12 protein-coding genes are annotated in these 15,615 nt (G+C 58.4%); 9 read left to right on the top strand and 3 right to left on the bottom strand.

Annotation, left to right across the window (positions count from 1 at the left end; translation table 11 throughout):
• The first annotated feature begins 186 nt into the window (after positions 1–186).
• The gene (locus WH7805_RS09545) at positions 187–597 is read left to right on the top strand and encodes a hypothetical protein (protein WP_006042865.1); all 411 of its coding nucleotides are present in this window, start codon (positions 187–189) and stop codon (positions 595–597) included.
• 253 nt (positions 598–850) lie between these two features.
• On the opposite strand, the gene WH7805_RS09540 is transcribed toward WH7805_RS09545, so the two are convergent.
• Complete coding sequence (locus WH7805_RS09540) at positions 851–1,540, bottom strand: Crp/Fnr family transcriptional regulator (RefSeq protein WP_006042863.1); 690 nt, start codon at positions 1,538–1,540, stop codon at positions 851–853.
• A gap of 3 nt (positions 1,541–1,543) precedes the next feature.
• Entirely contained in the window at positions 1,544–2,032 is a 489-nt protein-coding gene (locus WH7805_RS15110) for a DUF3307 domain-containing protein (RefSeq protein ID WP_198005748.1), read from the bottom strand.
• On the opposite strand from WH7805_RS15110, the gene WH7805_RS09530 reads away from it, so the two are divergent.
• The 4 genes from WH7805_RS09530 to WH7805_RS09515 all read left to right on the top strand — a co-directional run bounded on the left by WH7805_RS09530 (position 1,913) and on the right by WH7805_RS09515 (position 7,457).
• Positions 1,913–2,542: a cyclic nucleotide-binding domain-containing protein gene (locus tag WH7805_RS09530; RefSeq protein WP_006042861.1), complete on the top strand. Its 630-nt coding sequence runs from the start codon at positions 1,913–1,915 to the stop codon at positions 2,540–2,542. The two genes, WH7805_RS15110 and WH7805_RS09530, sit on opposite strands and share 120 nt — an antisense overlap.
• Complete coding sequence (locus WH7805_RS09525; RefSeq protein ID WP_006042860.1) at positions 2,539–4,467, top strand: CHASE2 domain-containing protein; 1,929 nt, start codon at positions 2,539–2,541, stop codon at positions 4,465–4,467. Before WH7805_RS09530 ends, WH7805_RS09525 begins: the two co-directional genes overlap by 4 nt.
• Positions 4,468–4,472: 5 nt before the next feature.
• Entirely contained in the window at positions 4,473–6,335 is a 1,863-nt protein-coding gene (locus tag WH7805_RS09520) for a hypothetical protein (RefSeq protein WP_006042859.1), read from the top strand.
• A 405-nt stretch (positions 6,336–6,740) separates the two neighbouring features.
• Positions 6,741–7,457 (top strand): hypothetical protein, encoded by a 717-nt coding sequence (locus tag WH7805_RS09515; RefSeq protein ID WP_156783660.1) that lies wholly within the window; start codon positions 6,741–6,743, stop codon positions 7,455–7,457.
• A 397-nt stretch (positions 7,458–7,854) separates the two neighbouring features.
• On the opposite strand, the gene alaS is transcribed toward WH7805_RS09515, so the two are convergent.
• Entirely contained in the window at positions 7,855–10,539 is a 2,685-nt protein-coding gene (gene alaS, locus WH7805_RS09510) for an alanine--tRNA ligase (RefSeq protein ID WP_006042857.1), read from the bottom strand.
• Between the two features lie 35 nt (positions 10,540–10,574).
• On the opposite strand from alaS, the gene WH7805_RS09505 reads away from it, so the two are divergent.
• The 4 genes from WH7805_RS09505 to WH7805_RS09490 are packed head-to-tail and all read left to right on the top strand — an operon-like array spanning position 10,575 to position 15,580.
• Positions 10,575–11,000, top strand: coding sequence for a hypothetical protein (locus WH7805_RS09505; protein ID WP_006042856.1), 426 nt, complete (start codon positions 10,575–10,577; stop codon positions 10,998–11,000).
• Positions 10,997–14,209 (top strand): DEAD/DEAH box helicase, encoded by a 3,213-nt coding sequence (locus WH7805_RS09500; RefSeq protein ID WP_006042855.1) that lies wholly within the window; start codon positions 10,997–10,999, stop codon positions 14,207–14,209. Before WH7805_RS09505 ends, WH7805_RS09500 begins: the two co-directional genes overlap by 4 nt.
• Positions 14,206–15,108, top strand: a complete 903-nt coding sequence (locus WH7805_RS09495) for an SWIM zinc finger family protein (RefSeq protein ID WP_006042854.1) — start codon at positions 14,206–14,208, stop codon at positions 15,106–15,108. The genes WH7805_RS09500 and WH7805_RS09495 overlap by 4 nt, the downstream gene beginning before the upstream one ends.
• Positions 15,101–15,580, top strand: a complete 480-nt coding sequence (locus WH7805_RS09490) for an MEKHLA domain-containing protein (protein WP_006042853.1) — start codon at positions 15,101–15,103, stop codon at positions 15,578–15,580. The genes WH7805_RS09495 and WH7805_RS09490 overlap by 8 nt, the downstream gene beginning before the upstream one ends.
• The last annotated feature ends 35 nt before the right edge of the window (positions 15,581–15,615 follow it).

The following is a 15,615-nucleotide window of genomic DNA, read 5'->3' as shown; positions in this document are numbered from 1 at the left end:
CACCTCAGCTCAGACAACAACACGTCCTCCTTCCCACACAAGGAGGACTTTTTTATTGCCTTACAACCTGTGACCAACATCACTCATCAACACAACTCAAATCACAAGAATACACATCTAAAACAAACACACTGAAAACATCAGGACAACGAGCCCTGATGACTTTCTCCTCACAACAGCTCCATCATGATTAAATCAATCGCTCTCGCCGTCGCTCTCTCCACACTCGGGCTCGCCGGCTCACCCATGGCAGGCCTCGCACAAAATGCTGGCAGTGGATGCTCTGGTACAGGCACCATCTGCGGTCACGGAAACTCCGTCGGTGGCATCAACTCTGGAAACACATACAACTCTGGAAACACCGTTGGCTCCTACAACGGCTCTGCCGTCGGTTCTTACAATCAAGACAATCGCCGCTACGACAACCGCCGCTACAACAACGCCTTCAACCAGAATCAACGCTACAACCGCCACACCAACAACCAACGCTGGAACAATCAGCGCTACAGCAATCAGCACACCAACAACCAGCGCTGGAACAACCAGAGAACCAATAACGTCAGAACCAATGTCCGCAGCGAAGTTGGACTCTGGTAATCCTTACCAACTCTCAATCCATACACTTCAAAAGGGGGGCTTTGCCCCCCTTTTTGCTTGAAACATCCTCACTTTCCTCTCACATTCTGATCCACACATTGGCAATCGCCTGCATCATCCACTCGGTCGTGATATCGAGGAACTGGTCTGCGCTTTGACACTTGTCGAGCTGAGGCCCGCCATTGAAGGCCTGTCTCGACATTGAACGCTTCATATGAGCTGCAACAGAGCACCTACCGACAGGCCTGAAGTCTCATCCAGGCAGCAATCCACGTTTAATCAATGGCTGCAGATCAGCGATACGAAGCCGCCCATCCGCTTCAACCACAGTGCCACGATTGCGCAGCTTGCTCAGAGTGCGGGAGGCCGTCTCCCTGGCCAGTCCAGCCAGCAGAGCAATCTCCCGTTGGGCCAGTGGCGGGATCTCACCTTGCGGGTCCTGCCCAGCCGAACTTTTGCGGGCGAGATAAGCCAAGGCATCAAGCAGGCGGGTGGTGGCATCGGCACTCTGAAGCGCAAAGCGCTGATTGAGATCACGCAGACGAGACGCCTCTAATCGCGCCAATGCGAGAGCAAACGAGGCCTGCTGTCCGAGCAAAGACGCAAAAGGCGCCGACCGCATCTTGAGCAGATGCAACGGCGTGAGCGACACCACATCGGCCGAACGCGAAGCTCCATCGAGAGCGGCCATTTCGCCGAACACATCGCCTGGACCTAGAAGCGACATGATCACCTCATCACCATCGGCGGTGTAGGTGCGCACCTTGGCCACCCCGTCACGAATCAAGAACAACGACTCACCCCAGTCCTGTTCCATCACGATCACCTGATCCACCTGGTGGCTGGTCTCCCGATGCCGATCCAGCAGGAGAATGCACTGTTCTTCGACCAGCTCAGCGAACAGGGGCATGGCCCCGAGATCCTCAGGCGTGAGCGCGGACATAATTCAGAGCAGAATGACCAGAGAGGCCCAGACAAGCTTGCAGGCGAAATGCAGAGCCTGGTCGCAGGCAAGGGAGAAGCGAAGACAGGACTTCAGCCAATCAATGATGGCGTGCAAAATCAGCTCAGCCAGTCCCAACAAAGGAATGCCCGTGATCAGGGCAACGGCCAAGCCATGGGTAGCGGAATGAGCAATCAGCCACCAGCGCCAATTGAGGGTGACATCGTTCCCCGGCACTTTCTCGAGCGCCATCCGATCAGACTGAAGAGTGAAATCGCAAACGAGGTGCGCCAGCACCAGCGAGATCAATAGATCTGTAAGGGTGATTGCTATCAAGCAACGTCGATTCGTAACGCTACGGCAATAGGCGCGATGCCTGATCAGCCAAAAGCGGCCAGCATGCCGGGAACGGCTCCACCGCCACGCATGGAGAGCGAGAACCGACAGCTCAGCCTGATGCGTGATCGTCTGCGGATGCTTCTTGGCACCCATCTCGCCACGCTCAACCATCAAACGCTCGTGGCAGCGGTGGGCGATGTGGTGATCAAACAGGACGCTCCGGCCGAACGGGTGCTGCTGGTGCGAACCGGGGAATTGCAAGTTGAGCGCTGCGAAGCAGGTGGCACGCCTCAGGTGATCGCACGCATCGGTCCCGATGAGTTGGTGGGTGAAATGGCGTTGATCGGCGATCAACACCACAGCGCGACCGTCACGGTGAGTCGCGGTCCGGCCGAGATCCTGGTGGTGCAGTCAAATGATCTGCTGCAGGCTGCGATCTACGACAGTGACCTGGTCATGGAACTGCTGGCCCTAAGCAGCAGCCGCTGCCGTCAAACAAACAGGCACCTGACCTTGATCCTGGAAGCTCTGGAGGCTTTGGATCAACAGCATTCCTCCGCCCTGGAACGCTGCTGCAATGAACTAGAGCGCGGCTGTAATCCAGCCCTCTTCAGCGCAGCACGACGGTTGAAAGGACTAGCGAAGGCATCGGAAACGCCGTGAAAGGGCCAAGCCATCTCCGTTGGATTCGCCGTCATGGCGCGACGCTACTGCTCAGTGGATTGGTCGCGACTGCCGGAGGGTTCGGCCGGGATTGGTTGAGCCGCATAGACCTGCGCTTTGCCGGCTGGGTTCAGGAGACCCGTGGCCCTCGGAGCGCACCAAACGATGTGGTGATCGTGGCCATCGATGACTTCAGCCTCCAGCAAGCGGCCAACGCCGACCTCAGCGAAGACCCTCTACTTCAACGCCTGAACCAATGGCCCTGGCCCAGAAGCGTGCACGCGAGGGTGCTGAACCGTCTGTTCGAAGCGGGTGCCTCCACAGTTGGCTTTGATCTTCTGTTCGAAGCACCCAGCAGCCATGGGACGGCCGACGATGCAGCGTTTGCCAAGGCCTTACGGCGCCATCGCGACCGGGTGGTCCTGGGCGTGCAAGTGCTGAGCAGCCGCGGCCCCGTGGCAGGCATGTCCATGTTGGATCTCACGCCGAGCCTTCAATTAGCGAGCAAGCCACTGAACCGAGGCCTGCTCAATGGATCTCCTGATGGGGACGGAGTGATCAGGAAGCGACCTGGAAACAGCGCTGTGGAGATGCGCCAGCACTTGGGCTCAGCCGTACCGGACGGGCTCGCGGTGGCGTTGCTCAAGCGGCAGGACGCCGAGGTCGACCTCAAGGCCAGGCCATCCGACCTGTTGGATCCCTATGGACCTCCTGGAACGATTCCAACACTCTCGATCTGGGAAATTCTCGACGCGAACGCCTTCACCGCGATCAAGAGCAGTGGCCTGATCACCGATACCACGGTTCTCGTGGGACCGACGGCAGCTGTGTTTCAAGACCTCCATCCAGCCGTCTTCTCAGGTGCACAAGGCATGCCTGGCGTGGAATTGCATGCCACGGAAGTCGCCAACCGCCTTGAAAATCGATCTCTTCGCTGGGTGCCTGCGCCACCGGGCTGGAATCTATTGGTGGCGATGATTGTGCTCTTTGCAGGCATTGCAGCATCACGCCTGGAACGCCCCCTCCCTCGCCTTGGATTGCTCTTGGCAGCCTCGGGGATCCTCGTGATGGCGGGCGCAGGGCTGATCGTGTGGGGTGGTTTGTTGCTTCCTGTTCTGGGCCCCGCAGGCAGCTTGGCGCTGACAGGCATTGTCTCCAGCACCGACGCAACAGTTCGTCTGCAATGGCAACGACGAAGGCTGCGACGAACACTGGGTCGTTATCTCTCTCCCGCAGTCGCCGCAGAAATCGCCGATCAGCCCGAGGAGGCGGATCAACTGTTAGGCGGGAAATTAATGGATGTGGTGATCCTGATGAGCGACATCCGTGGATTCACGGCGTTCACCCAGGCGATGACCGAACAGGGCAAGGTGAAACAGCTTGTCGATCGTCTTAATACCTATTTCAGCGAGGTGGTGGATGCTGTGCACTCAGAAGAAGGCACGGTCGACAAATTCATCGGAGATGCGGTGCTCGCCGTGTTTGGAGCACCACTGCAGAAAACGCGCCGCTCGAACGTGCTGGCTGCAGTCAAAACAGCGATCGCACTGCAGGAAAGACTCGCTGATCTCAATCGTGCCTGGATTGCTGAAGGGCAACAACCCTGGAATCAGGTTGTGGTCCTCAGCTACGGCTGGGTTGTGAGTGGCAACATCGGCTGCGCCAGTCGTATGGACTACACCGTGATCGGCGATGCAGTGAACACAGCCAGCCGATTGGAAGCGATTGCCAAGCAATGTGGTCAGACGATTGTGATCAGTTCTGCCGTGGCAGAACAACTACCCGACGACTGGCCCATGCTGGAACTAGGGACATTTCCGATCCGTGGCCAGCATGATCAACGAGTGTTCGCACTCATAACTGACACTCGGGAGGACACCCCACCAGACAGAGATCAGTATCAACAATCAGAAGCCGATGGTTGATGCACATGTTCAGGAAGCTGTTGGGGATTGCATTCGCGGCAACTTTTTTGCCAGTTACAGCCTCAGCAGCATCCTTTAACAGTGCCACGATTCGTCGCATCATCGATGGCAGAGAAGTCTTCATTGATCGGCGAGAAGCAACGGTTGATGACACCGCAGACCGTGGTCAGGAGCTCAGCACAGGCAGCAGCAGAGCGGAGGTGCTGTTTGATCGCCGCGCGCTCGGCTTCCTAGGGAACAACAGCTTGATCCGCCTCGGAGACGACTGTTTTCGTCTGGATCGCGGACAGGTTCTGATCAATGGCCCCAAAAACACCTGTCTGGGAACAAAAGTGCTGGGAATACGAGGCACCACCTACGTGCTGAGCGTGAAGGACGATGGCAGTTATGAGCTGGCGGTGCTGAGCGGCGAAGCCACCGTGGGGGACGCTGTTGAGACTCCCGAAAACGAAAACACGCCGGACATCCTCTCGATGTATCCGACGTTGAATCCAGTGATCGGCTTTGGGTCGAGTGCCTGGGGAAGCAACAGCTCTGGGGAATCATTGGGTGAAGCCGCAGGGCTGATCCTCGGTGATGCCTCGGTATTCGTACCCCTCAGCCAGAGCATGGGTAACAATCTTCTTTACAGCTACTCAACTGCCAGCAGCAACTTTGATGGGGCTTGGGGTGCAAGCACCGAGCTGGGATACAAATGGTTTAACCCCGATAACCGAAGCATCAGCTCCTTGTTAGTCGGTTACGACGGCTGGGACGGGGCTGGCTGCTTCCAATCTCAGTTGGCCTTGGGAGGACTATGGCAGCAAGGACGCTGGCAGTTCGGAGTCACGGGCGGCATCCCACTGGATCAGTGCGCCAACAATCTGGGGTTCGCCATCGGCCAAGTGGGCATCCCCGTGGCTGATGTGGGTGACCAATCCATCACGTTGTCACTGTCTCCCTATGTGCTTCGAGGTATCGGCGATTCCTATGGAGGTGGTCGCATTGGCCTGAATGTGCCCATCGGTGATCAGGTCACACTCTCCACCTATGGCCAGTACGACGAACTCCTCGACACCGTCGTAGGTGGTCAAATCAGCTATCGCTTCGCGACGAACAACGGGTTTGTGAACGATCCGAATCGTCGACCTCAGAGACCGTCATCACCATTGCCATGGCAGGCCAGCGAGTTCAACACCGGCAGGCCAATGCAAATTGCACTCAACAGAAGCCGTGGCACTACACCCACACAACCGAGAACGAACACAACGCCAATTGCCAACACAAACTTCAATAACCTAATCAGCGAGGCAGACACGATCGTTCGCCTGAAAGCTGGCGAAGAGGCCACATTCAGTTCGGACGGAGTCCTGCTGAGTCAGGGAATGATGAGCCAGGAAAGGTTTTCGCAACTGATCATCGAAACCATGAGTGGACAGAACCTGCTGCCAGAAAGCAATGTGATCAACCTCATTTATCAACAGCTTTATGGCCTGCCGGACCGCACGTTGCTGTCCATTCTCGGTTCTGACTGGCTCATTGCAGCCAGAACGCCATATCCACGCCTTCGCGGTGCCAACAATCTCGTTGTACCCAACAACAAACTTCCCAAAGAAGAAGACAGCGTTGAAGAGCCCGAGGAAGATATCGCGGACGTAGATGAACCTGAACCTGAGCCTGAGCCTGAACCTGAATCCATTCAGCTGACGTATGTCTGCCGAGCGACTGGGGGCAACCCTGATTTCCCTTACTTCACAGGCGGAACCACTGGCGGGACACTGTCGGATGCTATTCGCTTCCAAACAACCTCCCGATCTGAGGCATCCTGCAGCGGCAGAGGAGCCGGATCAGAGGGCCTTGAACCAACAAGTCCGCAGTTCTTGACATAAATAAAAACCAAGAGAGAACAGACAAACTCCGATCAAACTTGACCAAAGAATATAAAACAATTGCTGCGCAATAGCAGCTCATTAGTGCATAAAGGCGAAATCATCACCTTCTCCTCATCCTATGTGAACAGCAGAGGCGAAGCGTTGAATACCTTGACGGCTAATCATTGATCGAGATTTCTAATAAGTAGAATGAAGCTCTTTTTGAGGAGCTGTTAAAGCAGCATTCAAGGAAAAACAGTCGCGCCAACAGTTGAGACACGCCATCTCATCTCACACTGCATTCGATGCAAAAGCGGTTGAAAAGATCCAAACATTGAATTTCCAATTGCTTCAGGCTCTACTCGCCTTAGCATTCCTCACTAGAGAGGCTAGTGTAACTATATACAGATGCACCCTTCCTTGATGATTACCAGGCCTGAGATTGAAGCGGCAGGCATCGCTTCAGGAACCGACAAAGTTACCCAACATGGTTATCAACGATTTTACGCGCAATTTTTGTCTGAATTTGACGGCAACGACTCCATAGTTGAGATAGGTTTCGGGAAAGGCAATAGTATTCCATTTTGGAAAATGCTCTATCCCTCCGCATTCCTTTATGTAGTGGACAAGAATGTTGTCGCCAAAGGCGATGGCTTTGAGGTTATGAGATGCGATCAGTCTTCAAAAGATCAGCTAGCAAGCTTCGCAAGCTTTTTGTGCGACAAGAGTGTCGGATTTATCATTGATGATGGATCGCATATTCCAGAACATCAGCTGTTGACTTTTAACAACTTGTTTGGTGTTTTAAACAGCGGAGGAGTGTACATCATCGAGGACATCGAATGCTCCTACTGGAAAAGAGGCACTTGCTATGGCTATCCGACTGAATATGGCCTGGAATCTTCCAAGTCTTTGATCAGACAATTTTTGCAACTTTCAAACTGGATAAATCGAGAATTTTTATCCTCCTCTGAACTGAATGATTTGAAGAATAGCCTTGAGGATGCCGGCTTTAACCTAAATGTGCTTACGGATGTCGCAAGTGTGTCTTTCGCGCACAACTGCGTAGCAATTCGCAAAGGACTTCTTAGTGATCAAACTTATTCAAGTCGCCCATATCTACATTCGGACCGCATTTAATATTCTAAACAGATAATTTGAACCTTGCCCCTACTGTTGCTGCATTATCTCGAGAATCGCGACATGCCAGCGTCCACTGTTTTTACAGTGAAGCAGCCAAATCCGATAACACCAAACGTCGTCAAACCAACCACCACCTCATGCTGAGCCTTGATACCTTAGTGACATTCGAGCGAAAGAAGAGCAGTGTCTGATGATCTTGAACAAAGAACTCCGCAGTTCTTGTCACAAACACAAGTCAAAATACTGCGAATAGCCTCCGCGCAAATTTGGCCAACGGAAACAGATAGTGGCCGCACTAACGACTGCATAACTTCCAGCAAATTGTCCAAGATCATCAATTAGACCAAGCTTTGAACTGACGATGATGCGATGATATGAATAGCTTGACAATTGATCAACAGTTCCGAAAAACAGACTCAAGTTCTGCTCGAGCAGCTGTTAGGGCCGCATCCAATGAGGCCCCATCTCTGCCACCAGCCTGAGCCAGGTTGGGACGCCCACCGCCGCCGCCGCCGCAGAGCTTGGCGATCCCACCAATGAACTTGCCGGCCTGGAGCTTGGCAGCAATTACGTCTTTCCCGAAGGCCGCCACCAGAATCACCTTGCCCTGATCGGCAGGGTCCGGAAGACCGCCGATCACCACCGCACCACCATCACCGAGCTGATCAACAAGGCTCTGCGCAGCTCCCTGCAAACCAGAGCCATCCACACCATCGAGACGTTCCACTAGCAACTGAAAGTTGCCAACGGCGACTGCTTGAGCGGCCAACGCTGCTGATTTGGCTACGGCTAACTCGGCCTGGGCCGCAGCCAGGGCCTTGCCGGTGGCCTTGAGCTCGTCCTGCAAAGCCGATACCCGTTCGATGATCTCGCCGGGTTGGGCTTTGAAGCGCTCACCGAGCTGCTTCACCACCGCATCCCGCTCGTTGAGATAAGGGAGCACCGCTGCTCCTGCCACAGCTTCAATCCGGCGAATTCCAGCGGCGACCCCGCTTTCACTCACGATTTTGAACAGACCGATCTCAGCGGTGTTGCGCACATGGGTGCCACCACAGAGCTCCATCGACACCCCGGGCACATCAACGACGCGCACCACATCGGCGTATTTCTCACCGAACATCGCCACCGCTCCGGCGGCTTTGGCTTGCTCGATCGCCATCTCCTGCACCTCAAGCGCGTGGGCATCGGCGATCCATCCATTAATAAGGCTCTCAATCCGTCCCAACTCTTCAGTGGTGACCGCCCGAGGACAATGGAAATCGAAACGCAGGCGATCAAAACTCACGAGAGAGCCGGCCTGACCGATGCCGGGATCAACAACCTGCTTCAAAGCAGCCTGGAGCAGGTGCGTGGCAGTGTGGTTGGCCTGGGCACGACGACGGCAGGCACGATCCACCCGGCCATGCACCACATCGCCCACCGACAGCGCACCGCGCTCCACACGACCGCTGTGCACAAACACACTGCGATTGCGGCTCACGGACTCGACCATCACGATCAGGCCATCACCGGCCTGGCCATCCGCCACCAGGGTGCCGCAATCACCGATCTGGCCACCACCCTCGCCGTAGAACGGCGTGACATCCAGCACCACCTGAACGGCATCGCCTGCTGAAGCGCTTTGGGCCGGCTCACCGTTCACCACCAGGGCCTGAATGCTGCTGCTCTGTTCCAGCTGCTCGTAGCCCCGGAATTCGGTGTCTTGCAGTCCTGCAGCCACCTGATCGATCGCATCTTGCAGGGTGAGATCAATGCTCACCGCGGCGGCTTTCGCACGCTGGCGCTGTTGCTCCATTGCCGTCTCAAAGCCGGCGAGGTCCACCGCCAGGCCATGCTCTTCAGCGATTTCCTGGGTGAGCTCAAGGGGGAAGCCATAGGTGTCGTAGAGCTCAAAGGCCTGCTCACCACTGATCTGCTTCGGCTTGGCAGCCAGCACATCCGCAAGCAACTTTTCGCCACGCTCCAGCGTCTCCAGGAAACGGGCTTCTTCCCGTTGCAGTTCCGCCAGGATCACCTCACGACGCTCGATCAGCTGCGGGTGGGCGGATTGCATCAGGGCAATCGATGCCTCACCCATGGCCTGGAGAAAGGGCTTGTCGATGCCAAGCAGCCGGCCATGGCGCACCACCCGGCGCAGCAGGCGCCGCAGGATGTAGCCGCGGCCCAGGTTGCTTGCGGTGACGCCATCGCTGATCAGCTGGGTGACCGCACGGCTGTGATCACCGATCACCTTGAGCGAGGTTTTGCCCTTCTCGTCGAGCTGGTAGTAGTCCACACCGGCCCGATCAGCCGCAGCCTGAATCAACGGGAAGATCAGATCGGTTTCGTAATTGTTGGGAACCTTCTGAAGGATCTGCGCCATGCGCTCCAGGCCCATGCCGGTGTCGATGTTGCGGTTGGCCAGCGGCGTAAGTACCCCCTGCGCATCGCGGTTCGACTGCATGAACACCAGGTTGTAGAACTCGATGAAGCGGTCGTCATCCTCGAGATCGATGCCCTCATCACCAAGTTCCGGCTTGAAGTCGTAGTAGATCTCCGAACAGGGCCCACACGGTCCGGTGGGACCGGAGGCCCAGAAGTTGTCTTCCTCATCCATGCGGATGATCCGCTTGGGGTTCACACCCACCACATCGCGCCAGATCTGCTCCGCTTCATCGTCTTCTCGGAAGACGCTCACCACGAGATTTTTGGGATCAAGACCGAACACCTCGGTGCTCAGCTCCCAAGCCCATTCAATCGCCTGCTGCTTGAAGTAATCCCCAAACGAGAAGTTGCCAAGCATCTCGAAAAATGTGTGGTGACGAGCGGTGCGCCCCACGTTCTCGATGTCGTTGGTGCGGATGCACTTCTGGGAGGTGGTGGCACAGGGCGCTGGACGTTCCTGCTGGCCGAGGAAGATCGGTTTGAACGGCAGCATCCCCGCGATCGTGAGCAGCACCGTGGGGTCCTCAGGCACCAACGAAGCGCTGGGCATCCGCCGATGACCGCGCTGCTCAAAAAAAGACAGAAACGCTTCTCGGATCTCCGCACCCGTACGGGGACGCGCTGCATCGGTTCGCGACGGTCGTGCAACAGCCATGGCGGGTTCGGGCTCGAAAAGCGGGTCCAGCAGCCATGATCGCCTTTCAGCCGCCGATCACGTTGGCCGACAGCAGCGCGGAAAGCAGCAAAGAATTGAACCGGGCGAACCTGCGCTGGCGCTCGGTGTGCTGGGCCCTGCTGGCCGGACTCAGCGCCGGACTGATCAGCCTCCCCTTTGGACTGGATCAAGCTGTTCGATCCACTGGCTGCGGGCTCTTCTATGGGCTGCTCGCCTTTCATCTCGAACGGGTTGATCCAGAGGATTCCCACCTGCAAGCTGGATTGGTGGGCGCGATCTGCGGGGTGCGCAGCCTTGGGATGCCCCTTGCGGTTCCCTGGGGGGGTTCCGGCGCCCTGGCATCATTAGTAGTGGATCTTTTCGTGGGGTGGCTGCCACTGGTCGGCAGCGCACTCCTGCTCCACGGAACCCAACGCATGTTGTCTGCGTCGCGGCCATGAGCCTGCTGCACGCCACCTGGCTACCCGCCATCCGCACTCCCAGCAGCTCCGGAAGGGCTGCTTTGCTGGTATGGGCTGACACCTGGCGTGTGGCCGACCCCCTCGGCCCCGGGGCCACACCCGCCCTTCATCCGTTCACCCTGAGCGCGGAGGATCTGCGCGCCTGGCTCACAGAGCGCGATTTGCTTCCGGACGGAATCATCGATGCGACCGCATGCCTCACCCTGCCGAGCCGCAGTGTGAAACCACGGCGGCCCCGTGGCTCAGCTGCCGCCACCCCCTCATCAGAAGAGCAGCCCCCTTGGTGCGGGCTGCCGCTGCAAGCCGGCGAACCGATCCCGAAAACCACCGAGTGGTGGCCATGGCAGGTGCAGGGGCTGGCGATCGAACCGATGGCCGCCACGGCATGGCTGGCCAAGCTTCCACTGTCAGGCCATCACCCTGATCTGGCCGATGAGTTGCGCTGGTGGAGTCACATGCAGCGATGGGCCCTCAGTCTTGTGGCTAGGGGGCGCTGGCTGCCCCAGGTGGAATTGAGCCGAGGTGAGGGGTATCCACACCGGGCCCGCTGGGTCCCGCTTCTCAATCGAGAGGAAGACCGGCGCCGCCTGGAGGACCTTGCCGCCCGTCTGCCCCTGGTTGCCACGTGTGCGTTGCCCTGGAGAGAGCCCACAGGAAAGCGCAGCAATCGCATCACCAGGCTGCGCCCAGAGGCCATGCGCGCTGCCAATCCCGTGGCCTGCTGTCGTCCCCGCAGCGGTCGATTGCGGGTGGCCACATTGCTGGAGGATCTGGTAGATGCCCAGCTGCGCAAGGGCTTCCATCCCGATGACGAGGGGCTCGACCCCCTGCTCTGCGCCTGGGAAAACGCCCTGAGTTCGGAGACCGGGGTGATCGATCTGAATGATGAAGATGCCGAACGCCTTGCCACGGCGAGCCACCACTGGCGCGAGGGAGTGGCTGGCAATGTGGCGGCTGCCAGGGCCTGCCTTGAACTCGCCACACCGAACGAGGGGGAAGAGCTCTGGGATCTGCGCTTCTATCTGCAGGCCGAAGCCGATCCAACGCTGAAGGTACCGGCCGGAGCAGCCTGGGCCGCTGGACCCGAAGGCCTTCAACTCGGGGAGATTCCTGTGGAGCATCCCGGTGAGGTGCTGCTCGAAGGCATGGGGCGTGCTCTCACGGTGTTCGAACCAATCGAACGGGGCCTGGATAGCGCCACGCCGGAAGCGATGCAGCTCACCCCGGCGGAAGCCTTCGTGCTGGTGCGCACCGCCGCCCGTCAGCTCCGGGACGTGGGCGTTGGTGTGGATCTCCCTCCCAGCCTCTCGGGAGGCCTGGCCAGCCGCCTCGGTCTGGCGATCAAGGCCGAACTACCCAAACGCTCGCGGGGGTTCACCCTTGGGGAAAATCTCGACTGGAACTGGGAGCTGATGATCGGGGGCGTCACCCTGACGCTGCGGGAGCTGGAACGGCTGGCCGGCAAGCGCAGCCCCTTGGTGCGCCACAAGGGGGCCTGGATCGAACTCAGGCCCAATGATCTCAAAAATGCAGAACGATTCTGTGCCGCCAATCCTGATCTGAGCCTGGACGATGCCCTTCGCCTGACGGCCAGCGAAGGGGACACGCTGATGCGCCTCCCCGTTCATGCCTTTGATGCTGGCCCTCGCCTTCAAGGGGTGTTGGAGCAATACCACCAGCAGAAAGCACCGGATCCACTTCCTGCGCCCGAGGGTTTCTGCGGTCAGCTTCGCCCTTACCAGGAACGAGGCCTGGGCTGGCTGGCCTTCCTGCACCGCTTCGATCAGGGAGCCTGCCTCGCCGACGACATGGGCCTGGGCAAGACGATCCAGCTGCTGGCCTTCCTCCAGCACCTGAAGATGGAACAAGAACTGAAACGGCCGGTGCTGCTGGTGGCTCCCACCTCCGTGCTCACCAACTGGAAACGGGAAGCCGCGGCCTTCACCCCCGAGCTCACAGTGCATGAGCACTACGGCCCCAAACGACCCTCCACCCCAGCAGCACTGAAAAAAGCCCTGAAAGACGTTGACCTGGTGCTCACCAGCTACGGGCTTCTGCAAAGAGACAGTGAACTGCTTGAAAGTTTCGACTGGCAGGGAACCGTGATCGATGAAGCTCAGGCGATCAAGAACCCTTCGGCCAAGCAAAGCCAGGCAGCCCGTGATCTGGCTCGCACCCGCAAGGGCTCCAGGTTCCGCATTGCCCTCACTGGCACACCGGTTGAAAACAGAGTGAGCGAGCTCTGGGCCCTGATGGATTTCCTCAATCCGAACGTGCTCGGCGAAGAGGAATTTTTCCGGCAGCGCTACCGCATGCCGATCGAACGCTATGGCGATATGTCGTCGCTTCGCGATCTCAAGTCGCGGGTGGGACCATTCATTCTGCGGCGCTTGAAAACCGACAAGGCGATCATCTCCGACCTCCCCGAAAAAGTGGAGCTGAGTGAATGGGTGGGGCTGAGCAAGGAACAGAAGTCCCTTTACGCGAAAACCGTGGAGAACACCCTCGATGCCATCGCCCGAGCTCCCCGAGGCAAGCGTCACGGCCAGGTGCTGGGACTGCTGACGCGCCTCAAACAGATCTGCAATCACCCGGCTCTGGCCTTAAAGGAAGAGGTGGCAGGCGACGACTTCCTGCAGCGATCGGTGAAGCTGCAGCGGCTCGAAGAGATTCTCGAAGAGGTGATTGCAGCGGGGGATCGAGCCCTGCTGTTCACCCAGTTCGCGGAATGGGGGCATCTGCTGCAGGGCTACCTGCAACGCCGCTGGCGCAGCGAGGTGCCGTTCCTGAGCGGCAGCACTAGCAAAGGAGAACGTCAGGCCATGGTGGATCGCTTCCAGGAAGACCCGCGCGGCCCCCAGCTGTTCCTGTTGTCCCTCAAAGCCGGCGGTGTGGGATTGAACCTGACCCGGGCCAGCCACGTGTTCCACATCGACCGCTGGTGGAATCCTGCAGTTGAAAACCAGGCCACTGACCGTGCTTACCGGATTGGCCAGACCAATCGGGTGATGGTGCATAAGTTCATCACCAGTGGCTCAGTGGAAGAGAAGATCGACCGGATGATCCGGGAGAAGTCCAGACTGGCGGAAGACATCGTGGGCTCCGGCGAGGAGTGGCTCGGTGGCTTCGACATGGGCCAACTCAAGGAGCTGGTGAGCCTCGAGGACAACGAAACACGCAACCCATGACCATCACTCCCAACGGAAACGGCATTAACACCTCCCTAGGGGACGACGGCCTCGGTCAGCAGCCCTGGTGGGTGGAACAGTGGATGGAGCTGATCAACTCCTACCGCTTCAAGAAACGACTGGAGCGTGCTTGGGCCTATGCCCGAGAGGGGCATGTGACCTCGATCCGCTTCGAGGGGCGACGGGTGCACGCCAGGGTGCAGGGCACCGGCGAAGACCCCTACAAGGTGAAGCTCTGGCTGGACGTGCTCAGCGACGAGGACTGGGGATACGTGCTGGAGGCGCTGACCCAGAAGGCCCGTTGGTCCGCCCAGCTGCTGGCCGGCATCATGCCTTCCGACATCGAGCGTGCCTTTGCAGCCAGCGGCCGGCGACTGTTTCCCTTCAAGCTTCAAGAGGTGCGCAGCGAGTGCAGCTGCCCCGACAAAGCCAATCCCTGCAAACACATCAGTGCTGTGTATTTCCTGATGGGGGAGCGGTTCAGCGAGGATCCATTCGTGCTCTTCCAGTTGCGGGGTCGCACGCGGGCCAAGTTGCTGGAGGACCTGGCCGAGCATCGGCTGCAAGCGCTCAACACCAGGCTGGCCAGCGATGAGCTCGACAGCGAAGGTTCAACCAAGGAGGCCACAACCCCAACGGCCGACACACCGCCTCCTCCCCACCCTGCTGTCCTCGATCCCACGCTCTGGTGGCGCTATGACGCCAGCCTTGACGGTGATCTTGTGGTGATCACACCGGCAATGGAGGGCGACACTGGCCTGGATGCGGCGGGGGATCTCCCTCTCGCTGAGGAACCGCGCTTTCCAGAGGCGCGGCCTCGGTTCCTGACCCATCTACGGGACCAAGGACAGGCGCTTGCGCAACAGGCCATGGTGGAAGCCATGACAGCAGGTGGCTGAAACCAGCCCCTGGCAGACCCTGGAGATCCAGGGTCTCGTGACGATTCTTTTGCTCTCCCATCGGCGCGCCTTCGACAGCCCACTGCTGGCCAGCGACCGACAGGGAACATCGCGGCGCCTGAGCGCACAGGAGCTGTTCAACAGCAGCATGGCCGTGCTGGCCCACGACAACACGGCTGACCCAGCCCTGATCTACGCCAACGCCACCGCACTGAAGCTCTGGAAACGCACCTGGCTGCAGATGATCGGCATGCCCTCGCGCCTGACCGCAGCGCAGTCGGAACGACGGGAACGGGCGGCTTCTCTCAAGCAGGCCCTCGCCCACGATGCAATCCATACCTATTCCGGTATCCGTATCGATCGACACGGGCGTCAATTCATGATCCGCAACGCCCGGATCTGGACGCTCTGGGATGAGGAAGGTCGTCGTTGTGGACAGGCGGCTGCTTTCTCCAGTTGGTGGTGGCTGTAATCAGCGCACCCACTGTTCGGTTCACCCGACATCCC

The organism is Synechococcus sp. WH 7805, assembly GCF_000153285.1.
Lineage (GTDB): Bacteria > Cyanobacteriota > Cyanobacteriia > PCC-6307 > Cyanobiaceae > Synechococcus_C.
The sequence above is the reverse complement of the archived record's forward strand: the minus strand, read 5'-3'. Positions and strand labels throughout refer to the sequence as shown.